The 22646-nt window shown below is 39.4% G+C and carries 16 protein-coding genes and 1 pseudogene; 9 read left to right on the top strand and 8 right to left on the bottom strand.

What is annotated here, in order from left to right; all coding sequences use genetic code 11:
* Nucleotides 1-28 precede the first annotated feature (28 nt).
* Nucleotides 29-859, bottom strand: coding sequence for a substrate-binding periplasmic protein (locus AC27JR_RS01380; RefSeq protein WP_487172526.1), 831 nt, complete (start codon nt 857-859; stop codon nt 29-31).
* A gap of 399 nt (nt 860-1258) precedes the next feature.
* Here AC27JR_RS01380 and AC27JR_RS01385 point away from each other — a divergent pair, with 399 nt between their 5' ends.
* The 4 genes from AC27JR_RS01385 (at nt 1259) to AC27JR_RS01400 (ending at nt 8743) form a co-directional block, all read left to right on the top strand.
* Nucleotides 1259-1858, top strand: coding sequence for a class I SAM-dependent methyltransferase (locus AC27JR_RS01385; protein WP_487172527.1), 600 nt, complete (start codon nt 1259-1261; stop codon nt 1856-1858).
* A complete protein-coding gene (locus AC27JR_RS01390; RefSeq protein WP_487172528.1) occupies nt 1855-3444 on the top strand; it encodes a S24 family peptidase in 1590 nt (529 codons plus the stop codon). The genes AC27JR_RS01385 and AC27JR_RS01390 overlap by 4 nt, the downstream gene beginning before the upstream one ends.
* A 945-nt stretch (nt 3445-4389) precedes the next feature.
* Entirely contained in the window at nt 4390-6627 is a 2238-nt protein-coding gene (locus tag AC27JR_RS01395; protein WP_487172529.1) for an AAA family ATPase, read from the top strand.
* Nucleotides 6614-8743 (top strand): UvrD-helicase domain-containing protein, encoded by a 2130-nt coding sequence (locus AC27JR_RS01400; RefSeq protein WP_487172530.1) that lies wholly within the window; start codon nt 6614-6616, stop codon nt 8741-8743. Before AC27JR_RS01395 ends, AC27JR_RS01400 begins: the two co-directional genes overlap by 14 nt.
* A gap of 57 nt (nt 8744-8800) precedes the next feature.
* Here AC27JR_RS01400 and AC27JR_RS01405 read toward each other — a convergent pair.
* Nucleotides 8801-8997 (bottom strand): annotated as a pseudogene (locus tag AC27JR_RS01405) (hypothetical protein); the annotation flags it as partial.
* A 341-nt stretch (nt 8998-9338) separates the two neighbouring features.
* Between AC27JR_RS01405 and AC27JR_RS01410 the strand changes: the two are divergent.
* Nucleotides 9339-10214, top strand: a complete 876-nt coding sequence (locus tag AC27JR_RS01410; protein ID WP_487172531.1) for a nuclease-related domain-containing protein — start codon at nt 9339-9341, stop codon at nt 10212-10214.
* Between the two features lie 450 nt (nt 10215-10664).
* Here AC27JR_RS01410 and AC27JR_RS01415 read toward each other — a convergent pair whose 3' ends face one another.
* On the bottom strand, nt 10665-11231 hold the full coding sequence (locus AC27JR_RS01415; RefSeq protein ID WP_487172532.1) for a TetR/AcrR family transcriptional regulator: 567 nt from the start codon (nt 11229-11231) through the stop codon (nt 10665-10667).
* 184 nt (nt 11232-11415) lie between these two features.
* Here AC27JR_RS01415 and AC27JR_RS01420 point away from each other — a divergent pair, with 184 nt between their 5' ends.
* Together AC27JR_RS01420 and AC27JR_RS01425 are read left to right on the top strand one after the other, a co-directional pair.
* Nucleotides 11416-12111 (top strand): DJ-1/PfpI family protein, encoded by a 696-nt coding sequence (locus tag AC27JR_RS01420; protein ID WP_487172533.1) that lies wholly within the window; start codon nt 11416-11418, stop codon nt 12109-12111.
* A gap of 176 nt (nt 12112-12287) precedes the next feature.
* Nucleotides 12288-13385, top strand: coding sequence for a Fic family protein (locus AC27JR_RS01425; RefSeq protein WP_487172534.1), 1098 nt, complete (start codon nt 12288-12290; stop codon nt 13383-13385).
* A gap of 686 nt (nt 13386-14071) precedes the next feature.
* On the opposite strand, the gene AC27JR_RS01430 is transcribed toward AC27JR_RS01425, so the two are convergent.
* The 3 genes from AC27JR_RS01430 to dgt all read right to left on the bottom strand — a co-directional run bounded on the left by AC27JR_RS01430 (nt 14072) and on the right by dgt (nt 18129).
* The gene (locus tag AC27JR_RS01430) at nt 14072-14920 is read right to left on the bottom strand and encodes a substrate-binding periplasmic protein (RefSeq protein WP_487172535.1); all 849 of its coding nucleotides are present in this window, start codon (nt 14918-14920) and stop codon (nt 14072-14074) included.
* A 135-nt stretch (nt 14921-15055) separates the two neighbouring features.
* The gene (locus tag AC27JR_RS01435) at nt 15056-16570 is read right to left on the bottom strand and encodes a hypothetical protein (protein ID WP_487172536.1); all 1515 of its coding nucleotides are present in this window, start codon (nt 16568-16570) and stop codon (nt 15056-15058) included.
* 95 nt (nt 16571-16665) lie between these two features.
* Entirely contained in the window at nt 16666-18129 is a 1464-nt protein-coding gene (dgt, locus tag AC27JR_RS01440) for a dGTPase (protein ID WP_131692288.1), read from the bottom strand.
* A 153-nt stretch (nt 18130-18282) separates the two neighbouring features.
* Here dgt and AC27JR_RS01445 point away from each other — a divergent pair, with 153 nt between their 5' ends.
* Nucleotides 18283-19503: an alkaline phosphatase family protein gene (locus AC27JR_RS01445; protein WP_487172537.1), complete on the top strand. Its 1221-nt coding sequence runs from the start codon at nt 18283-18285 to the stop codon at nt 19501-19503.
* A 69-nt stretch (nt 19504-19572) separates the two neighbouring features.
* Here the strand turns inward: AC27JR_RS01445 and AC27JR_RS01450 are convergent, their stop codons facing one another.
* Both AC27JR_RS01450 and AC27JR_RS01455 read right to left on the bottom strand, forming a co-directional pair.
* Nucleotides 19573-20316 (bottom strand): M12 family metallo-peptidase, encoded by a 744-nt coding sequence (locus AC27JR_RS01450; RefSeq protein ID WP_131692286.1) that lies wholly within the window; start codon nt 20314-20316, stop codon nt 19573-19575.
* 65 nt (nt 20317-20381) lie between these two features.
* On the bottom strand, nt 20382-21095 hold the full coding sequence (locus AC27JR_RS01455) for a hypothetical protein (RefSeq protein WP_487172538.1): 714 nt from the start codon (nt 21093-21095) through the stop codon (nt 20382-20384).
* Nucleotides 21096-21464: 369 nt separating this feature from the next.
* On the opposite strand from AC27JR_RS01455, the gene AC27JR_RS01460 reads away from it, so the two are divergent.
* The gene (locus AC27JR_RS01460) at nt 21465-22622 is read left to right on the top strand and encodes a benzoate/H(+) symporter BenE family transporter (RefSeq protein WP_487172539.1); all 1158 of its coding nucleotides are present in this window, start codon (nt 21465-21467) and stop codon (nt 22620-22622) included.
* Nucleotides 22623-22646: the final 24 nt, after the last annotated feature.

Raw genomic sequence — 22646 nt, forward strand, 5'->3', positions numbered from 1 at the left:
TCAACTACAGCAATATGTAATTACTACTCTAGTCTATATTTTGTGGAAAAGGAAAAGGCAGGTAGTTGTAAGCAATAAAAAGCGCTTCTAACTCACCACTGGCAAGTAACTTAGCAAAACCGGCATCAAAAATTTGTGCTAGCTCGCGGCCTTTAGCGTTATCGGTAAAGGCAATGTATTGCTTTATTGGGACTATGTTTTCAATTTGGTACTGCTGTGGGTCAAAATTCATTTTTGATAACTCAGTGGCGTTAGCAATCAGGGTTTGCTGCAGCGCTTTACGGTTATCTAGAAAGAAATCAAGCCTATCGAGCTTAAGCATTTTAACGCCTTCAATTCGCTGGGTAACCTGCTGCAAATCAATCGGCACATACAAATAATTATTGTAGTTAGCGCCCCTTAACGTACCCACTGATCTGTTTTGTAAAGAATACTCGCCTTGCCAATCTTTAAACCGATCTTTTTTAAACATCGCCGACACAAAAGTAATATCGTAATGCCAAACCGGAAAGTACAACCCCTCCACCTCATTTTGCCTTGCACTTAACATAGCATCGGCATTGCCGTTAGCCGTCCACCAATAAGCACGCGATTGAGGCACAATCATAATATTAAGTTCAATCGACTGCGCAGCAAAAATTTTAGTCAGCATATCAACGTAAAGGCCAGAGCCGTCTTTTTCTACCAGCCCGTCAATGGTGTCGGTAGCCAGTACAATTTTTTTAATATCGCTCGACGCCCAACCACTGCTAGGCACGCCTAAGCAAAGCGCTAAAAGTACAGCTAATAACCACCTAACCCCAACATTCATTGTAAGTAACACCTCGGTACTTAAACACAGCCACACTAGCCAATACATTATTTATACTAGTAAGCGCTGAAGAGCGATCTTATGAGTAAACATAGTACACCTCGCTGACCAATAAATGAACGGTGCAATACGTGTTCATACTATTACACTGCTGGGTAAATAACAGCCATGTTTTTAGTGTGGATTAAGGTAAGTGTTTGATTATTGCTACTCATTCAAATAGCATCGAAGCGTTTATATAACTTTAGTACTTTCAAAGATGTAGAGTTAATAGGTAAAAGTGTAAATAACATTGGTTTATAGCCTTTAAACAGTGCTTTTTTGTAATAAAAACATACTACTTAGGGCGTATATATTGCCGTAGCTCTATATTTTTAAATGTTGATACTGTAGATTAGTTATAAATGAATGCCAGATTAATAAATAAACCAAGGAGCGGTGAATTTAGTGCCTACTAAAACACTCAATTACTACAATCAACATGCACAAACTTTTAGCGACTCAACGCTTAATGTTGATATGTCGGCGCTTTACGCAGAGTTTTTACCGCTTATCCCTAAACATGGCCATATTTTAGATGCTGGCTGTGGCAGTGCCCGCGATGCTATGTATTTTAAACAGCAAGGTTTTACTGTTAGCGCGTTTGATGCAAGCGAAAATATTGCAAAGTTAGCCAGTAATTACTTACAACAAACTGTAGAGGTAAAAGCCTTTCAGCAGCTTAATTGTACAAATATGTACGACGGCATTTGGTGCTGCGCCAGTTTATTACATGTGCCAAAAATAGAGTTACCGCAGGTGCTTTTAAAGCTGCAAAATGCCCTAAAACCAAACGGTGTTTTGTATGTGTCGTTTAAATACGGCACGCAAGAACGCGTGCATAATGGCCGTGAATTTACCGATTTAAATGAAGATGGCCTAACCGCGCTAATTACCCACCACACCGAGCTTAAAATACTAAAACAATGGCAAACGGTTGACCAACGCCCAGAGCGCGAGAGTGAAGTATGGCTCAATGCGCTAATTAAAGCAGTGCCCGTTTTATGATTGGTACAATGCAGCAGCAACTCGACTTTATTGCCTATATTCAGCGCATGCTGGTTGAGGGCGAATTCACCGCAACTTATAAATATGCACTATTACATGCTATTGCTGATATTTGCGTAGAACAGCAAAATGAAGATCAGAGTGCGCCAATGGAAATAAAAATCGACACGTTAGTCGATAAATTTATTCAACTTTATTGGAACCACTCAATGCCTTACGCTGCGCACTCTACCGATATTATTACTAATACTGAAGACATGCTGTTAAAGCAAAATAGCCAAGGACAGGCAAAGTTCATCACCGAAATTTATAAACTACAAAATGCAGGTGTGAAAAGTTACAACGCATTCAAAAACTACCAACAATATAACCAAGTAATTAGCTCTCTTAGGCGAACATTTATCGATGGCCCTCTTTGGCGCTTACAGTTACTTTCGGGTAAAGAAGAATGTTTTTTATATCCCCATATACTTTTAGGTAAAGGCAGAGAGCCCAAGCGAATTGTTTTAAATGCTGGTATAGCTCAGTGTTTTAGGCGTTTTTACGATTTGGTTGTACATCTTAGTGTTACTGAATGGATAGAAAAAGTACAAACTATAAAAGCGAATCAAACACTATTAGGATCACAAAGCCAGCTACAAGAGTTCTTGTTTGGCAGTAACAGAACTGCGTTAAAAGTGGTAACTCCACTATTGATAGATATTCAAAACGGGCTTTGCTTTTACTGCCAAAAGCCAATGAATCTCAAAAACGAAAAAGAAACTAAAAAAACGCCAGAGATCGATCACTTTATTCCTTTTAAGCGCTATCCAAACGACTTAGCACATAACTTTGTTGCTGCGCATGCTGATTGTAATAACAATAAGCGAGACCACCTCGCAGCTTTTGCTCACCGCGACCGCTGGCTAGAACAAAACCTTGATATTCATAAAGCCGAAATAACTAATAAACTGCAACCTTACTTTTACTGCGATGCAGATAAATCGCTTGCAGTAAGTAACTGGGCGTATCAGGTTGCCGAATCAAGCAGTGCTAAATTATGGCTTGGCAAAAACAGTTTCGAACAAGCAAAACCAACTGCTGAGTTGTTTATGTTCCCAAATGCATCACAACCTGAGTTAAATCAAGTTGCTAAGCCCGAAGTTAGCTTAAAATCAATTGATAACGCATTAAAGCTGCCGTACTTCCCCAATATAAAAATAGCCTGTGGGCATTTTAAAACAGGGGATGAAAGCGATATGGAATTGATGGATGCACCACTTGGCGCGGGCAAGCTCGACCCGCAAGTGCATTTTTTAGCGCACGCATCGGGTAACTCAATGAATGGCGGTAAACACCCAATACTTGATGGTGATTTACTATTACTTGAGCTTATAACGTCCGATAAAGCCGGATCGCTACGCGGCCAAATAGTGGCGATAGAGCGGGATGATATAGGCGGGGAAGGGCAGTATTTACTGCGCAAAGTTAATAAATTACCCAATGGGCAATATGAGCTAATTGCTCAAAACCCAGATTACGAGGTAATGATTGCGGATGAAAGCATGCGAACGTTCGCACGGTTTAAACAAGTGGTTGCAGAGTAGTTTGTAGTCGCGCTTTAACTTGTAGGCGCAGAGCTTGCTCGCGCGAAAGCGAAGCTTTTAAATTTGTAGGTCGTGTCGTAGACGGGAGTTTACCTCGCGCTTTTAAATTGTAGGAATTGGCTTGAGCCGTGATTTCTACATGGTTTTGGGAAAAGGGATTTAATAACCTCTATTCGAGGTTTTATCGCGTTGGCGATGGCAACCAAAGGGCGGCTGCCGCCGACCGCCCTTTGGAATCCCACGGCGCACCCGAGGATCACACTTGATCTTCAACTTGCGTTAATGATGTGAACGTAACCAGCGTAGATAGGCCATCCATGGCCAAGCTACGCTTTTTACAGCATCCATGCTGTAAATTACTCATCATTACGATCGTTTCAGGTGTGATCACGGGGAGTTGGAGTATGTTGGTAGATTGGTGTTTATGCATGAAGGCGGGAGTTTATATCTGACTTTTGGCTTGTAGGCACACAGCTTGCTCGCGCGAAAAGCGCTTTTACCATGATTTTTACATGGTTTTGGGAAAGGGATTAATAACCTCTATTCGAGGTTTTATCGCGTTGGCGATGGCAACCAAAGGGCGGCTGCCGCCGACCGCCCTTTGGAATCCCTCGGCGCACCCGAGGATCACACTGTGTCCTCAAGTTAAAAATTGATGTGAACGTAAGCGCCGTGTATTCGCCATCCATGGCGAAGTCACGGCTTAACTTGCATCCATGCAAGTGATTACTCATCAATTTATAACTTTCGGGTGTGATCACGGGGAATTGGAGTGTGTTGGTAGATTGGTGTTTATAAATGCAAGCGGGAGTTTATCTCGTGTTTTATATTTTTTAATCATTTAATACTCATGCAAGCGGAAAATAAGATCGAAAAATAGTCGGTCAAAAATTATGATTGGCCTATTAGTTATAAAAATAATAATTAGAGATAAGGAAATTCAATATGTATTTAAAAAGTTTTACAATTAAAAATTTTCGTAAATTCAGTAATACTAATAATACAGTTTATTTTGTCGAACCTACCTCAATTCAAAGTGACGACATTAGTACAGATAATGCCGTTATATCTCCTTCTTCCACTTTGATAATTGGTAAAAATAATGCTGGAAAAACAACAATTGCAAACGCTTTGACACTTTTATGTGATAACGCTCAACCTAAAGCCGCTGATTTTAATATTATCTATTTAAGAAAGTTGTTCGAGCAATATACTAAAGCTCATGATGAAGGAAAAGATTTTGATATTTTATCATCTCCTGAGCTTGAATTTACTATTAGAGTAACGGTTGATACTCTTCAAAATGACTTAATGGTTAATTTAAGCCCATTTATTGCCATAAGTGATGCATCAGCTGAGTCAGGTGACGATGAAGCTAATGTAAATATTATCGCTCGAGTTGAGGTAACTGAGGTTGCTGCGTTCAAAGAAGTTGTTAAGACTATCTTTACAACTGGAGGCGAACTAAAAGAAAAATTTATTAAATTTTATGAATTGTTAAATAATAAGCTAGCGGATCTTGAAACAGAGAAAAGATTATTTAAAACTAATTTCTACACAATACATGGAGCAGAGGTTAAAGGCTTTGTTCTTAAAAACCTCATACAAATTAAAGAAATAAAGGCAAATAGGCACCTTAAGAAAAATGTATTATCAGAAGTATACAATAAAATAGTAGCTTTTCAATTTGATAATGATAGCTCACAAAAACAAAAACTTGAGTCACAGATAAAAAAAATAAATACTGGACTTACAGGAGTAATCGACGGAAAGAAGGGAGATATATGTAGCGTATTAACAGAAGTCGAAACCAATAATCAGGTGGATTTGGACTTAACTGGTAACGTGACTTATGACTCTATTCTAAAAAACTTAATTAAGTATAGCTTTAATGATAATGGTAATTTCATACCTGAAGATCAATTTGGTTTGGGGTACATAAACCTATTAAATATAATCGGTGAAATAATCCATTATGTAGATACTTATGAAAATAAAAGCCATAACAGCCATATAAATCTATTATTTATTGAAGAACCAGAAGCATTTATGCATCCCCAGATGCAGGAGTTTTTCATTAACAGAATTGATGCTGCTGTCAGTAAAGCTTTAGAAGTTGCTAATCAGTCAATACAAAAAAATGAAGAGAAAAAAGTATTGAATTGCCAAATTGCAATAACTACTCACTCATCTCACATAGTGAATAGTAAAATTCACAGCAGTAACTCATTTAATAATATTAATTATCTAAATGACATAAATAAGCAAGCTACGGTTGTAAAGCTGACAGACCAGGTTGTAGTGGGTGAAGAAGCTGGGCCAGAGGCTCTTCAATTTATTAAAAAACATATTAAATATAAAGTTTCGGAGCTGTTTTTTTCTGATGCAGTTTTGTTTGTTGAAGGTGTCACCGAAGAATTATTACTTAAATTGTATATCGAAAACGATGTGATATTGAAGAATTATTATATTTCAGTTTTTAATATTAATGGCGCTCATGGAAAACTATATCGACCATTGGCTAAAGCACTCAAAATCCCGTGTTTAATTATTACGGACATTGATATTAAACGAGAAAAATGCGAAAAAAATCAACAACATGAATTGAGCGAAAGTTGCGAACGTTGTGGGCAAAAGGCAAACACAAATGAAAATGATTTTGTACCCGGCAATGCGCCTGAATATAAGCAAATAACGAATTTAAAAAATAGAGAAACAACTAATCAAACACTAATTAACTTTAACAAAGGCTTGAAGGGGTTAGATGGGATTGAATATTTTACAGATGATAATTTTCATGTGGTTTTTCAAAAAGAATCTATTGAAAAGCAATTTGCAACTAGTCTAGAAGAGGCTCTGATTTTAACTAACTATAGTAATAACATTATAAATAGTGCTATTGAGGAATGTAAATCTAATACCTATACAGAAGTTGTTGGCAGAGGGGGCAAAAATAAGAAAAATCTCATAAGTAACTCTTTTAAACTGCAAAGGAAGCTTGCAAGCAGTAAAAGTAAATTCTCAAACACCCTGACTTTTAAATGTTTAGTCAGTGAGCAGGGGCTGCGGCCTAAATTACCAAACTATATTATTGATGGTTTTGATTGGTTAAAAGATCGACTTCAACCAAAAAAAGAAGACAACACTTCAACTATTCAGGAGGTAGAGCATGACTCCGAATGAAAAAAGTGAATTTCTAGTACAGGAGCAAATTTACACCTGTATTGATAACTTTGATTGCTTTCGCTTTAATGCAGGGGCTGGGGCCGGCAAAACTTATGCCCTAATTGAATCCATTAAGTACCTATTAAAAAATAATGCTCAAGCCTTACAAAAAAATAACCAAAAAATTACCTGTGTTACCTACACAAATGTAGCAGTTGAAGAAATTAAAAAACGCCTAGGGAAGTCAGAAGTAGTTGATGTTTCAACTATACATGAGAGATTATGGGAGCTGATTAAACCGTATCAAAAAGAGCTTCTTCAGTGTCACAAAGAGAAGATAGAGGTAGAGCTGGAAAGTATTAAAGGTGACTTGGGAAACAAGAGTGATGATAAGTTTAAAGTGTTTGCAAACTTGTCCCACGATGAAAGAATAGCATTCATAAAATTTGCATTTGAAACTAAAGATGTTTTCTACAGAATTCAAAATGCTAAGTCTGGTCCATTTAAGAAAGCATATGCTGAAGTTGCCGACGAGATTAAACCTGGCAGCTTAGATGCCATGTTAAAAAACTTTTCTAATTTCAAAAGCACAGTACGATACATCTATAAAGAAGCTAGATATTTAGACTGCTTAAAAAAAATTAACAATGGTACAAACAGTTACGTTACTTATGATCATCGATTTAATAATGATCGCCTTGCTTCGATGATGTTTAGCCATGATACACTCTTAGAATATTGTTTAACGCTTGTGGAACGTTACCCTATATTATGCCGTATCATTATCGATCGAAGCCCATATTTTTTCATAGATGAGTACCAAGATGCAGATGAAAAAGTAATTAAGCTTGTCAAAAGTCTTGATAATTATAAAGCAACTCAAAGTAAGCGTTGGATGGTAGGTTACTTCGGTGATGTCGCTCAAAACATTTATGATAAAGGAGTAGGCTCTAAAATATATACTATTCACCCTGAAGTGATTGATATAAATAAAGAGTATAACCGGCGCTCACACAGACAAATAATTGATATTATTAACTTGATTAGAAATGATAAAATTTTACAAAAGCCGATATTTGGACATAGAGCTAGTGGTGACATCCAACTTCATCACTCGAGTATATACAATAGTACAGATGAAAAAGTTAAAGCTACGAATCAATTTTTAGAGGGGTTCAAAACAGACTTACCTGAAAAGGCACAAATTCATTGCCTAGTATTAACTAATAAGCTAATGGCGCAGTTAAATGGGTTTGGTGATATTTATAATTGCTTTGCTAATGCTGATAGCATTTTCCATGAAGATCTAAAAACCCAATTACTATCAAACGAATTAGAAAAGCTAAACCCTGTTATCCTGCAAATTTATAAGTTCCTTGAACTTTACCAACTTATCAATAGCCCAAGCACTACTTATGAAAATCTTTTTGGCTCACTCGCTAACGGTGTAACTTTCGGCGATGCAAAGAAAATAGTTTGTGATCTAAAAGCCATAAATAGTGGCGATTTAAATGAATTTATAGACAAGATTTCTCAGTTACTAGAAAAGGAAAATAAAAATAAAGCTTTAGATTGTTGTATATCCCATACATTAAATATCGAGCGTCGATTGCTTACTAATTTTAACGATATTAAGGCTCTCATAATTTTAAAGCTTACAGAACTTATGTTACGTGCTGGAGAGTTAACGGACGAAGAAGCTGATACTGCTCGGGGGAAAGTAGATACAGTTTTGAGTATACCTCTTACCCAATGGATATCATGGAAAAAATTTATAGATGAAGTTCATGATAGCGATATTATTTATCACACATATCATGGTACAAAAGGCGAAGAGTATGAAAATGTTGCTATTATTATGGAACACAGCTTTGGCGGGACGTATAAAGGCAGAGATAAACTAAAAAATTACTTTAACCATTTACAGCTTGAAGACCAAGATAAAAAACAAAAGCTAGAAGATAGTAAATATGAAGGTGACTTTGAGAACACGAAAAATTTAATTTATGTTGCTTGTTCAAGGGCTATTAAAAACCTTAGGATTCTGTATTTGGATGATATTAGTTCTATCCAAAAAGGCATCGAAAAAGTTTTTACAAACCCTATAGAGTTTAAAATAGGTGATAAAAAATAACATATGAGAACCATTTTATTTAAATAAGTATAAAAAATAGACTCAATCAATTAATTATCACCCAACCGCTAATTTCCCAGCCTCATGCCACATTTCACTTGGCATGGGGTTGGTTAATTCCCACGTTATATTCATCGGCTGGCTGCCGTTATAGTTCTTGTATTTAACCTCGCCGTAGTTTACAAATCCCATAGTTCGGCCGTTTTCGTCTTTGCCTTCTCGCGCAAAAATAACAGGATGGTTTTGCTTGTTTTTAGGATTTAGTTTACTAAAAAATGCAATGTAAACAAGCATTAACTCATTATTGAATTAAAGACTGCTGCCAAGAAAATTCCCCCGTGATCACACCCGAAATTGAATTAATGATGAGTAATAGCAGCGCATGGATGCGCGTTAAGCGATGCTTACACACGGACGTGTTTCATCGCGTTTACGTTCATATTATTAATTTAAATTAAGGAAGTAGTGTGATCCTCGGGGCGCCGAGAGATTCCAAAGAGAAGTCGGCGGTTACTTCTCTTTGGTTGCCGTCGCCAACGCGACATGTAACTGTTTTTAATGTATAAAGTACAAGTTGTTATTATAGGAACTCGTCATGGATGATTTATTAAACCAAGGTTTAAGCCTTTTAGTTATTGTTGGTAGCGTCTACTCGTTACTAGGTATTTTATTTTTTAGAATATGGCTTCACCAAAAAAATGCAAAGCTACCGGTCGACCGGAAAAAGCTTAAACGCGTTGCAGCTCAAACTCTAAGTGAACAAGTCAATGATAATATTGTTGATGTTATAGGCTTAATTTCCTTGTCTGCTTTAATTGTTACAATGCCTTTTGCTATCAAAGGTATTGCTGAAGTTTTTGCCAGCGGTAATGTTAATTACTTCCTAATTGTTTTGATTATTTTAGGTTTAGCTTATGTAGCAAGAAAGCTGTGGGTTAAATCTAATTATTTAATAAAACTAAAGCTCGGCCGTGATGCCGAACTAGCCGTTGCCTCTGAGCTTATAGAGTTACAGTCACACGGATACCAAGTATTTCATGATATACAAGCTGATGGTTTTAACATTGATCACTTAGTTGTTGGGGCAAATGGCATTTTTGCTATTGAAACTAAAGGCAGGCACAAGCGAATAAAAGACGATAAAAATTACAAGGTTAAATTTGAGAATAATCATTTAGCATTTCCCTCTTGGTTTGAAAGTAAGCCATTAGAGCAAACTCAAAATCAAGCAGACTGGGTGAACAAATGGTTATATGAAGCAACGGGTTTTAATACTCAAGTTTTCCCTGTTTTGTGCTTTCCTGGTTGGTTTGTTGAACTAAAGCAGCGCCCACTCTTTCCGATTGTTTCACATAAACAATTAGTGAAAACGATTCTTTCGATGCGACAAGTAAATTTAAACCAAGAGCAACAACGCGCTATTTGTTATCAAGTAGTACAGCGCTCTTTGCATGAAAGTAAAGCAATTTAAAAGCCTAGCTTTTATTGACAGTAAGCTAAACGCCTACAAAAAAACTTAAACGCCGCTGCCAAGACAACTCCCCCGTTATTTTGCCCGAAAAGACTCAATTGATGAGTAATCGATTACATGGATGCAATCAAAGCCGTGACAGGCACATGGATGTGCCTTACACGGCGTTTACGTTCATATCAATTTAGGCTTTGAGGAAAGTGCAAAATACTCGGGGCGCCGTGGGGTTCCAAGGGGCGGTCGGCGGTATCCGCCCTTTGGTTGCCGTCGCCAACGCGACATGTATAAATAAAAGCGACGAGCAGCGAGCTTCGGGCTAAGGGCATCGAGAACCGAGCATCGAGTTGTGGGTATAGGGCTTCGAGAAATTCAAAGCTGCACTTTGCACGCTAGCAAGGCTTTGCGTCTAGAAATTACTAAGCCTAGTATAAATTCACACTTTAAAGGCGATTAATTTTTTAGCGAACTATTAATAATAGCGCGGGTAAAGTTTTTCAGCGATTGCGTTTGCTGCTCTATGGAGTGTGCTGCGGAATTTTGATTTAATTGCGTGATGTAATCAATATGGAGCGCGGCTATCGCCCCAGATACATCAGCGACAGGTACAAGCCACGTATGCTCACTAAAAACGGTTTCAAGTTTTAGCTGAATTTCATCGGCTAAATTTTGCCTTATTAACCGTGATGCATGCCCCCAGTCATTTCCCATCATATATATCATGGAGCGCCCAGCCCCATTTTTATTCACTGCGATGGTGGCCATTTTTATGAAGGCACTATGTGGCTTATGGTGTAGCCAATCTTCAGGGGTATTGAAGTCTTGCAAAATAGTTTGAAAAATACCGTTATGCATATCGATAAAAATATCTAACTTTCTAGTGTAATGACGGTAAAAGGTACTTTTACTTACATCGGCCTGATTAATGATATTCAAAACGGTGATGTCACAGTAATCATGGTGTAATAATAACTCACGAAATGCGGTTAGTATTCGCTTGCGACTTTTATTTTGATACATAAATACTTGGTTCCATAAGGGCTCTATTACAGTATAAATCGTCATTAAGGTGAGTCAATTATATCAGCGATACAATGGGACAAAGTTACTTAATCGTCCCAAATGGAACTAAAACCGAATAAATACTCTGTGATTGAGTTAGTGCGTGACACACACTTTAAACATCAATAATGACAGAGATATAATGATGAATTTAACAACTAATGCAAAAATAAACGTAGGTATTTTTATCTATCCAAATATGACTATGTTGGATGCATATGCCCCTTTACAGGTGTTAGCGGTAAGTGGCTTAGTAAATGTATTTACCTTTGCGAAAACGTCAGCGCCGGTTGCATCGGATGCGAATGTGGACCTTTTACCTAACTATGGCTTTAGTGATTGTCCTGATATTGATGTGCTAATTGTACCTGGCGCTGCTAATCCGATTGAGCAGATGAAAGACCAAGCCGTTATTAAGGTGTTGCGTGAAATAGGTAGTAAGGCTGATTATATTACCTCTGTTTGTACGGGGGCGCTAATTTTGGCTGAAACCGGATTACTCAATGGTTATAAAACCACTCTCCATTGGGCGTATAGTGAAGTGTTGCAAAATTACCCAGAGGTGGAGTATGTTGATCAAAGAGTGGTTAAAGATGGCAACCGCATCAGTGGTGGTGGTATTACCTCAGGGCTAGATTTTGCGCTGGAGTTGTTAGCTGAAATTAGCGACGAGACGAGAACTGCAAAAATGTTAGAGTTGCTGCTGGAGTACAATCCAAAACCGCCATTTAACACCGGTGATCATAATACGGTGGATAACGAAATTAAAGCAACGGTACAAGGTTTAGTGAACAGTATTGCTGGGGAGCTGTTTGAGCCGTTACCTAGAACATCTTAAAGCGCCTATGTTATACGGCCCAGTAAAAGCAGTTAGATGAGTCTGGCTTTAAACGAGCCAATAGCGGTTTCGTTCACTAACTCACACAATGAGGCAATTAAGTGTCTTAATTGCCTCATTGTGTGAGGCGATTATATGGCGTAGACTGTAACTAATTTATTTTAGGGCAAACGCTTATGTGGATATGGCAACAACAAGATTGGCCGAATTTTACGTGGGATGAAAAACAGCTTGCGCCATTGTTGAGAGAGCTTTGTTTTAACCAAGGTGTGCTGGTTGGTCGCATGGATGGGCAAAGTACGCAGCAAAAACAGCAAGCACTTGATACTTTATTGGCTAATATTATTCATTCAAGCGCAATTGAAGGTGAAAAACTCAATGCGTTTTCGGTACGTTCGTCACTAGCTAAAAAACTCCACATTGATGAGCAGCCTTATCCAACCACAGTGCAAAGCGATAATCTTGCAGAGATCATGTTGGATGCAATTAATAACACCGATACACCGCTTGATTTAGAACGTGTGTTGAATTGGCATCGTTTATTGTTTGCAGGTGAACAAGGATTATTTACTCAAATAGCGGGCGGTCAATTACGTGGCAACGAGCCAATGCAAGTTGTATCAGGGCGATTAGATAGACCCGTATTACATTTTACTGCTCCACCAAGAGATGTTATCGAAAACGAACTCTCTGTTTTTTTTAATTGGTTTAATGCAGGTTATAATGATCGACATGCAGACCCTTTTATTCGTGCTGCTATCGCTCATTTGTGGTTTGTTACCCTACACCCGCTTGAAGATGGTAACGGGCGTATTACGCGTCTTATTACAGATTTAGCGCTTGCTCAAGAGCATAAAGAGTCGATACGGTTCTATGCGATGTCGGTGGCAATTTTAGAGGATAGGAAAGGCTATTACGAGGTCTTAGAGGCAACACAGCGTGGTGATTTGTGCATTACACAGTGGATTACCTGGTTTTTAAATACGCTCAATAAAGCAATTGAATCGACCCTGAAGAATATTGAGCAAACTGTCTCTAAAACTAATTATTGGTTTAAAAAAGATCAAACTAGACTAAATGAGCAACAAGTAAAAGTGCTTAATGAGTTACTTGATGGCCAATTTGAGCAGGGCATCAGTGCAAGTCAGTATCAGAAAGTGGCTAAGGTAAGTCGCGCGACGGCGACGCGTCATTTATCAGATTTACAAACACTGGATTATATAAAGAAAACCTCAGCGGGCGGTCGCAGTACTCGTTATAAAATAGCCAAATGACTTTAAAAAGCTTAAAGCTTTTTTTGTAATTCAAAGCCCTACTATTTCAACACGATGATACACAGTGAGGCAATTAAGCTCATTATTCGCCTCATTGTGTGAGACGAATAATGGCGTGAAAGTAACCTAATTTAAAAGCGGCGCTTTTCGCGTCAGCAAGCTTAACGCCTACGGTGGTAAAGGCAGCGGGCTTCGAGTGACGAGCAGCGAGCTTGTACAAACAGCCTGACACCTAGTTATATCAGCCCTAAACCTTTAATCTACTCTCTCAGCGCAGCGCCTCTTAATCTCTGTGGTGTATAAATCACTTAAAACCTATTTGACCACAGAGAAGCGGGTGAGGAGTAAATGAGTAGATAACGGGCTTCGAGCAGCGAGCTTGTGCTAATACCTAAAATCTAATACCTACTCTTTTAGCGCAGCGCCTCTTAACCTCTTTGTGCATAATCACTTAAAAACTATTTGACCACAGAGAAGCGAATGAGAAAGCTTCGAGTGACGAGCAGCGAGGTGCGAGGTGCGGGTAAAATGCAAATGCCTATAAATACGCGATGTAAAATCGCTGCTACAGAATAATATTTGGCTTTTGTACGGGCTTCGAGTAACGAGCTTGTGCTAAAACCTAAAACCTAGCCAGTAGCCCGAGACCCGTAGCCCGAAACCCGTAGCCCGAAACCCGCGCCAGGTCAGTCGGCCAAGGCGCTATTTGTGGGCTGATAGTCACCATTATCTAACGCATCAAAGTAGGCTTGATAGCGGCCGTTTTGTTTAAATTTAAGTAATTGCTGATTAAAAATTTCAAGCCGCTGTTTACTCTGTTCGTTATTTTTAGGGAACATCATAAAACTTTGGTTTATGAGCAACGCTTTGGGGTGATGGTTAATTGAGCTAAATAAGTTAGGTAACTTACTGGCCAAGGTGTAATAACCTACACTTTTTTCTTCGGCAAAGGCATCAATTCTGCCCATGGCTAAGCGCTTAAAGTTTTGCTCTGTGGTACTTACTCGAGACATATCAAATAGACCCGCTTGTAGGGCTTTATCAAACTCTTCGCCATAGCTGTAAGCAAGCCCGCCACCGAGTAATAAGCCTTTTAAATCGTTTATATTTTGCCAATCAAATGGGCGTTGTTTGTGATAAAAAAATACAAAACGCTCGTTTAATACCGGCTCACTGTAAAAATAATCCTCAGTACGTTGTTGTTCAAACATCCATACGGCAGTGGCTGCGTATTTGTCATTAATGGTGTCATGATAGGCACGCGGCCAAGGTAAAAAAGTAAAGTTAACCTTAATATTGGCTTGCGCAAATATGTCGGTGATTAAATGGGCAATCACACCTTGGTTAGGCAATGATTCACTTAAAAAAGGGGGCCATTCGCCGGTGCTTATATTTAATGTTGCGGTGTTAGAGGGCCGCTCGTCTTTGGGTTGAATTGCTTCAATTGCATAACTGTAATGGCTCACTAAAGCCATCAGCAAAAAAGATGCGGTAAAAATAAGGTATCTTAATTTAGCTGATAACATCACATGCATGTGTATAGGTTGCTCCTTTTTAGCCATTAAGTTGTGACTGGCCCTGTTTAAAAAGTAGGCTATTGTAGTGAGTGAAACTGAATACACGCTTAAGTTAGATTTAAAGCCACCTTTGGATACGTTCAGCGTACTCTATTATTCTTTTGTTTGCATGTTTTTTGCGCGCTCTTCAGCTTCAATTAGTGCTTGTGATTTAGGGGCGCGTTGCTTTTCTTCCACTTTTGGTTTTTGTGGTGAATTTGGATCCCAGCTTTCATCAAGCGATAAGTTAGCAAATGGGTTACTGCTTTGTGGCGGGACATCGCGCTTAGTGGGCTCAACTGGCGATACCTTTACTTGCTCTGGTTTTATCGCACTTTTTTTAGTGGGCAAGGGCGCATCAGGATCGAAAGTGCGTATTTCAGGCTCTTTAAAGTCGTGCTCGGTAGATGGCGTTAACGGTGAACGCGGTTGTTTGGGCGAATGTAAGTCTGCCTTTGGCTGATGAGAGGCAACAGGCTCAGCTTTACTCGTTGTTGGCTCTATGGGGACTTCTTTTTTAGTCGCTGGCACAGGCTCGCTAGGCAGATTAACCGGCTTGCGTTGTTTTTTTATTGGTTTGGCTTCAGGGTCAAAGTTTCTTACTTGTGGCTCTGCATACTCGGTGGCATTTTTTATCCGCTCTAAAGTGGCTTTTGCGGCGGCTTCAAACTCTGCGGTATTCGGTTTAGGTTTTACTTTAACTGTGCTCGCTTTACTAGCGTTTATTTCAAGACTGTCGGTTGTTGTTTTTTCTTCGTTAGCGCTTGCGACAACACCCCCTGATTCATCCACAGCGACACTCGTTGGCTCATTGTCGTGATTAACAAAAGGAGCTGTGTGCAGCGCCATGCTGGTATCAGCAGGTTGGTTATTTTGTTTAACATTACGCAGGCGCATTAATACAACAACCCCAATTATGACCACTAATAGTAACGCTACACTGGGTAATACTAACGACAATATGTTTGATTCTTTAGGGATAGATGAGACAACACCCTTTGCTTGCTCTGAGGCTTTTATGGTAACCGGCATGGCCGTTTGTAAAGGCTCTACTGTTGTTTTTGTGACTGCTGGAGCCGTATTGTTCTGGGGTGTTGGGCCACTGCTAGGCTGATCATTTTTTGCAGCATCAGTTTGTTCAACGGTTGCTGTTTTATTGCTTTGTGACTTATTCGGGATTGTGATTGCTGATGCTGGGTTCGTTGTGTTTTGAGTTTGCTCTGTACTTTGCTGAGTAATTTCATCTGCCGCTGGTGCGACTATTTGCTCTGGGTTTAATTGTGGGTTTTGCTGCATAAGCGACGACTTGCTTTGAACAGGTTCGATAGGGGTAACTGTAACTGGCGAAACAGGCTCAGTTACTTGTGGCTTTGTAACCTTTGGTATGGGTTGCTCAATAATAGCTTGCGGTTTAGGCTTAGCTGCAGGCTGCGACCGTGCCGTTGGTGGATTACTGCAGTTTTTTTCAAAGTCGCGGGCTGCGTTACGGTACTTACGGCTGGTTTTGTTATTACTGTATTGCTGCATTTCTTGTTTTATAAGAATACACATAGCTTCGTTGTAAGCGGCACTGCTGGCGCTATAAAACAAAGCAAAACAAAAAAGTAAGCAACTCAGTAACGGTTTCATAAAACTCAAAAGCGGTTAAGCATTAATACACTAATTTTAAGCGCAAAGTGAAAAATTATCTAGGGCTTTGCAATACCACTCCCTAGCATGAAAAACTAGTCGATAACCATTAAGCTACGGTACTCGTCGTAAGCAAATTGGTCGGTCATGCCGCTTATGTAGTCTTGAATGAGCCTGCATCTATAATAAAACTCGTAAGCTGCAAAATGATCTGGCTCTTCTTGCATGGCATTTATGGCGTGCTGATAGCTACTTAAATGTTTTTTAGAGAGCTTTTTAACTAATCTCGATTCTACTAATAGACGGTTGTCGCCATGCAAGGCGCGTTTAAAGTCGTCGCTAGTTAATTGTAATAATGGTTTATAGCATTCTAGTAAGCCGTTAATAATACGGTAGCCTTGTAGTTCAAGCTTTTCGACCTCTTTATGAGAAAATACATGCTCAAGCGCCACTTGCTTTAGGGCTTGGGTTGCTGCATGCAAGTAACTGCGATCTTCTAATAGGGCATGATTAAAGTCGCCATGATAAATTGGTTCTATATTTTCAATAAAGCGTTTAGCGGCATGATTCACTAACGGGTGTAGTAACGATACACGCAAATAAATAAAAAATTCACTATTAAAATTAAAAGGCTGTGCTTGAGCACGTTCAATAGCGTAGTTAATTGCGTCATCTACAAAGCTTTGGTGTTGAGTGTCGTTTAAGGTTAAGTTAATCAGTGCTTTTTGATACTGCTTTTTTAATTGCTCGCATAAATGCTGAGTGCTTATTATGTCTTTTTCTACCGCGTCTTCTATGTCAGCCAAGCAATAAGAAATATCGTCTGCGGCTTCCATAATGTAGCTGGCAGGATGGCGGCAATAAGGTTCCATTTTTAACTCTGTTTGCAGTGCTTCTATAAAGCTTTTTTCACTGTAGTAGTAGCCCACTTTTTTCATAATGTAGTTTTTATTTTGTGGGATATCTTGCTTTGCTAAGCTTGCAGGGCGTGTGTACTTTAAAATTGCCGCACTTTGGCTATAAGTTAAATTAAGGCTGAGCAGGGAGTGAATAATGCGAATGCCTTGGGCGTTACCTTCAAAGTTGCAAATATCTTGCGCTAAATGTTTAAAAATAACCCCTATGCTGCTATTGGCTGTTTGGCAACGCTCAGGTGTAATACTGGCTAAATGGGTATTAAACCAATTATTAATGGCGGCTTCGCCAAAGTGACCAAACGGCGGGTTACCAATATCGTGCATTAGGCAGGCCATTTCTACTAGGGTTTCTAGTGGGCGTTCTAAGCCCGATAAACCATATTCTTTTTGCTGTTGGTAGTTTAAGTTAGCAAAAATACGTTGCACAATAAACCGGCCAACTTGTTGCACTTCTAATGAATGAGTAAGGCGTGAGCGCACGGCTGCATTGCGCTCAAGCGGAAATACTTGGGTTTTTTGTTGCAGGCGACGGATAGCGGCACTGTTAATTATGCGGCCACGATCGCTCTCAAGTGCCATTTGTAAATTGGCTGTAGTGCGCTGCATACGCGCAGGAGTTATTTTGCTGCTGAAGTCGATCATGGCAATCCTTTTATTTTGCATGTGAGCTGTTATTAAATGCCGAGTTATGCTTTTTTACTGAGCTACCTTTAATCTATCAGCATGTATCATAAAGTAACAACTTGCTTTAGTATTATTTTTTCTAAAATTAACATACATATATAGGTGTTTAAAATGAAGTTATGGATCACAAAGGCAGTCTGTTTTTGCCTTTTATTAGGGATGAATAATGCATTTGCTGCCAAAGAGCAAACCGTAGTGATGATTTCAATTGATGGCTTGCGCTGGGACTATATTGAAAAACATGGCGCGCCAAATTTAAAAGCAATGGGTGAGCAGGGGGTTAGGGCGCAAAAAATGCAGCCTGTATACCCTAGTAAAACGTTTCCTAATCATATTTCGGTGATCACCGGTTTACTGCCCGTTAACCACGGTATTGTTGATAATAAATTTTGTGACAAAGCGCGCAATAATGAATGCTACAGCATGGGAAAAGGACAAAAAGACAGTACCTGGGTACGGGGTACTCCGCTGTGGAATTTAGTAAAAATGCATGGGCTTAAATCGGCGGTGTATTTTTGGCCTGAATCGGATGCGCGCTTTAATGGTATGACGCCAGACTACTATTTTCATTATTCTAAACAAGGTGACTACCAAGATAGAATTGACCAAATTGTGCAATGGTTAAGTTTACCTCAAGCGCAGCGCCCACGTTTTGTAGCCAGTTACTTTTCGTTGGTTGATAGTATGGGGCATGAATTTGGTCCAGATGCAGTGCAAACACGTGACGCTGTTCATAAACTAGATGCCTTAATGGGGCAGTTACGCACTCGTTTGAGCAAATTAGCGCAGGATATAAACTTAGTGATTGTTTCTGATCACGGTATGGCACAGGTTGATCCTGAGCAAAGCATTATTGTCAGCAGTTTACCTAAAGATGATAACTTTATTACTGTGAATACCGGTCCTCGCTTGCTTATTTATACCAAAAGCGATGCTCAAAATGCGGATATTGAAGCGTATAAAGCACGCTTACAAAAGGCAGCTAAGGGGCGTTATAGTGTTTTAAGTAGCGAACAGCTTAATGGCTATCATTATAATAGCGGGAGCCGAGTGGGCGATATTGTGGTGCAAACCAATGCGCCTGCAGTATTTAGTAACGGTACTAAAGCGCCTTATTTAGGTACGCACGGCTATGCGTATAGCGACGATATGGCAGCCTCCTTTATAGCAACAGGCCCAGCGTTTAAACAAGGAATGAGTATTGAGCTGGTAAATAACTTAGATATTTACCCTGTGCTTGCCAAGGTAATGGGGTTGAAGCTAATGAGTAAAGTAGATAGCGATGGCAAAACCTTACTCCCTGCAATAAAGCAGAAAATGATTAATCATTAAAAAGAGCGCCAAGGCGCTCTGCAGGGGAACTTAATTGGTAAAATGGATTATTTACCCATTTTTACGCTGTTATTTAAAGTTGGCGATACTGGTTTTGGTATCAGTGACGGTACGAATGGCATATGCCTGATTGGTTACACCAAATGGAATGCCGTTTACACTCCAGTTTGGGTTTGAGAAGTAATCGTACTGAGTTGCACTGCCAAATACATGAGGGTAAGCCATAATACTGGCAAATTCATTTTGTACGCCGTGGCCCATACCATCAACGTATACGCCACCTGCCGTATCGCCTTGCTTACGAGAATGCGCTAAACCTTGGTTATGACCTAGTTCGTGCACGAATGTTGAAGCGCCACAGTCAACGGCTGTTATTGAATACATACGGTTACTCATAGAGCTGTATAAATTGCCATTCGTGCCTTGACCAACCCAAGCTAGTCCACAAGAGATTAAGCCACTGCCTGCACTTTGGCCTGTGCCTAATACGGCTACCATGTCGGCTTTCCAATTATTACGTAAACCATCGACATAGCTGCTATTTGTCACGGCGTTAAGCCAGTCTTCTGAAGGCGTTATTGCATGATTACCTAAGTTTTGAGAGCCCACTAAACGCAGTGTTATATCAACGCCATTTTGGCTATATACTTGATTACTAAAAGCAATAAGCTGATTAATTTTAGTATTAATATTGCTGGTAGCGGCAGCTGATTGGTCGGTATATAAAATACCAATATCAATTGTTTCTGCTGACACTGTGCTGGCGGCACATAATGCCGTTGCAATAGCGGCTGTTGATATTATTTTTTTCATAGTCGTATTTCCTTTCTTTTGTAATTGCAGTTTTACTGCTGAGTCATCTGTGTTTAGGCTAAAAATTAACTAGCAGGTGATTTTTTATCACTGGGCGCAAACGGGTCTTTACCATCCGTATTTTTTGGTGCGGGTTCACCCACTTGGTGTTCTATATGGTTTTTATATAAATCGCGCTTTGCTGCAATCCAGCCATATTGGCCTTTGCTTTCAAAAACATAATTGCCACTAGGTGCAGTAAATTGACCATACACCGCATCATTGCCCACGGTTAGTATGGTGGTGTGCATTGCTCCGTTGGCACCAATCACTTGGCCTACAATACTTTTATCGCCGTTACTGGCACTGGTAACGTTAGTTATTTCAGCGCTGTAGGTTTCGGCAGTTTGCGGTATGGCGAGGTCAAAATTATCGCCCGCTTTAAGGGTTTTAAGCGCTGCTAAATCAAATTCTATATAGGCTTCATTTTGCAAATCGGTAGGCAGTACTTTTGCCGCTTTAAGGATTTCTTTGGCCTTGGTTGAGGGTTTATTAATTGCGTCAAACGAACTTTCAATAACGGCTAATTTTGTTTCTGAGGGTTTGGTTTTAATAGGATCTTTACTCATATCAATGGGCGATGGTTTACGAGTTTGTTTTACAAATTCAGAATCAACAGGGACGATGTCAATGGCAATGAGTGGGTCTACCTCATCGGTTTTTTGCTGATTATTAAGCAGTGTATAAATGGCAAATACAGACAAAGGAATAGCGATAATTAAAACAATGTAACGTTTCATCTGTTTCTCTTTTAGGGTTATTGGTGAACTAATTGTTAAGTTTTATATTAAAAATAGGATGAGATCAAATTTAAATTGTAACCATAAAGTGTTAATGGGTGTTTTTGTAACTTATTGTAAGTATTTGCTTTACCTTTTTTAGGTATTTGTTTTTGATTTAATAAGTGTGATTTTTTTGTAGTAATGACGCACCCTGTGGCATGTTTTTAGGTACGTATATGTTTTTTAAATTGCAATGATTTTGAAAGACAAAACTGACCAATAAAATTTTTTAGCAACGTGATCATTTTTCATTATTCATTATTCAAAATTGCAAAGTATAAATAGGCAAAGTATGTTGTAACATTAGGGTTTCTTAATGAGGGAATTATGGCAGGGACTGATCAGTTACTTAGTCGCACTATGGCGGGACTTGTTGCCGTTATTATTGGTTTTTCAAGTTCAATAGCATTGATTTACCAAGTGGTGATCACTTTAGGTGGCACACCTGAATTAGTGGCAAGCTGGATATTAATGCTGGGCTTGGTAATGGGCAGTACCTCTATTGTGTTGTCGTTTTATTATAAAGTGCCTATTTTAATTGCATGGTCTACCACTGGGGCTGCATTACTCATCTCAAGCGCGCAAGGCTATAGCCTACATGAAGCCATTGGTGCCTTTATGTTATCAGCCTTATTGGTGCTGGTGTCGGGGATAACAGGGTGGTTTGCAAAAATAATGAACCGTATTCCTAGTGAGCTGGCTTGTGCCATGTTAGCGGGAGTATTAGTGACATTCGGCATTGACGTGTTTAACTTTATGAACGAAATGCCATTAGTTATTGGTTTAATGGTGGTGGTGTATTTTATTGGTAAGCGCTTTTTTGCTCGTTTTGCGATGCTAAGTGTGCTGCTCGCGGGTATATTTTTAGCGTGGTATATGGGCAATATCGATACCAGTACTGTGCATTGGCAAGCGAGTAGTTTTGCCTATATTGCGCCAACGTTTAGCTTACAGGCATTTGTAAGCATTAGTATTCCTTTGTATATAGTAACTATGACTTCTCAAAACTTACCCGGTTTTGCTATTTTGAAAGCACATAATTATAAGGCGCCTATATCATCGTCATTAACTGTGACCGGGTTAATAAATTGTGTGACGGCTCCCTTTGGTACCTATTCTATTAATTTAGCAGCCATAACAGCGGCTATTTGTATGAGCGAAGAGGCCGATAAAGACCCTGATAAGCGTTATTGGGCAAGTATTGCTGGTGGCGTGTTTTATATAATTATGGCGTTATGTGCGGCTATGTTAGTGGCAATTGTGGCAAGTTTGCCACAGGCCTTGGTATTGGCGCTGGCGGGTATTGCTTTGTTTGGCACCATAGCCAATAGTTTGCAGCAGTCTTTGCATAGTGCTGAATATACTGAAGCGGCCATTATTACTTTTTTAGTAACGGCCTCAGATTTAACTTTGTGGTCGGTGGGCTCTGCTTGTTGGGGAATAATTGCCGGAGCAATCACATTAATAGTGACACGTAAGCGCTAAGCGCAGCTTTGAGTTATAAGTTGT

The organism is Pseudoalteromonas sp. NH0006-26 (assembly GCF_057552415.1).

Bases quoted from the DNA above. Each gene is read 5' to 3' on its own strand.
- AC27JR_RS01415 (WP_487172532.1), bottom strand. From the start codon at position 11,231: ATGTATCAAAATAAAAGTCGCAAGCGAATACTAACCGCATTTCGTGAG.
- AC27JR_RS01455 (WP_487172538.1), bottom strand. From the start codon at position 21,095: ATGAAACGTTACATTGTTTTAATTATCGCTATTCCTTTGTCTGTATTT.
- AC27JR_RS01460 (WP_487172539.1), top strand. From the start codon at position 21,465: ATGGCAGGGACTGATCAGTTACTTAGTCGCACTATGGCGGGACTTGTT.
- AC27JR_RS01435 (WP_487172536.1), bottom strand. From the start codon at position 16,570: ATGAAACCGTTACTGAGTTGCTTACTTTTTTGTTTTGCTTTGTTTTAT.
- AC27JR_RS01395 (WP_487172529.1), top strand. From the start codon at position 4,390: ATGTATTTAAAAAGTTTTACAATTAAAAATTTTCGTAAATTCAGTAAT.
- dgt (WP_131692288.1), bottom strand. From the start codon at position 18,129: ATGATCGACTTCAGCAGCAAAATAACTCCTGCGCGTATGCAGCGCACT.
- AC27JR_RS01400 (WP_487172530.1), top strand. From the start codon at position 6,614: ATGACTCCGAATGAAAAAAGTGAATTTCTAGTACAGGAGCAAATTTAC.
- AC27JR_RS01410 (WP_487172531.1), top strand. From the start codon at position 9,339: ATGGATGATTTATTAAACCAAGGTTTAAGCCTTTTAGTTATTGTTGGT.
- AC27JR_RS01425 (WP_487172534.1), top strand. From the start codon at position 12,288: ATGTGGATATGGCAACAACAAGATTGGCCGAATTTTACGTGGGATGAA.
- AC27JR_RS01430 (WP_487172535.1), bottom strand. From the start codon at position 14,920: ATGCATGTGATGTTATCAGCTAAATTAAGATACCTTATTTTTACCGCA.
- AC27JR_RS01445 (WP_487172537.1), top strand. From the start codon at position 18,283: ATGAAGTTATGGATCACAAAGGCAGTCTGTTTTTGCCTTTTATTAGGG.
- AC27JR_RS01450 (WP_131692286.1), bottom strand. From the start codon at position 20,316: ATGAAAAAAATAATATCAACAGCCGCTATTGCAACGGCATTATGTGCC.
- AC27JR_RS01380 (WP_487172526.1), bottom strand. From the start codon at position 859: ATGTATTGGCTAGTGTGGCTGTGTTTAAGTACCGAGGTGTTACTTACA.
- AC27JR_RS01420 (WP_487172533.1), top strand. From the start codon at position 11,416: ATGATGAATTTAACAACTAATGCAAAAATAAACGTAGGTATTTTTATC.
- AC27JR_RS01390 (WP_487172528.1), top strand. From the start codon at position 1,855: ATGATTGGTACAATGCAGCAGCAACTCGACTTTATTGCCTATATTCAG.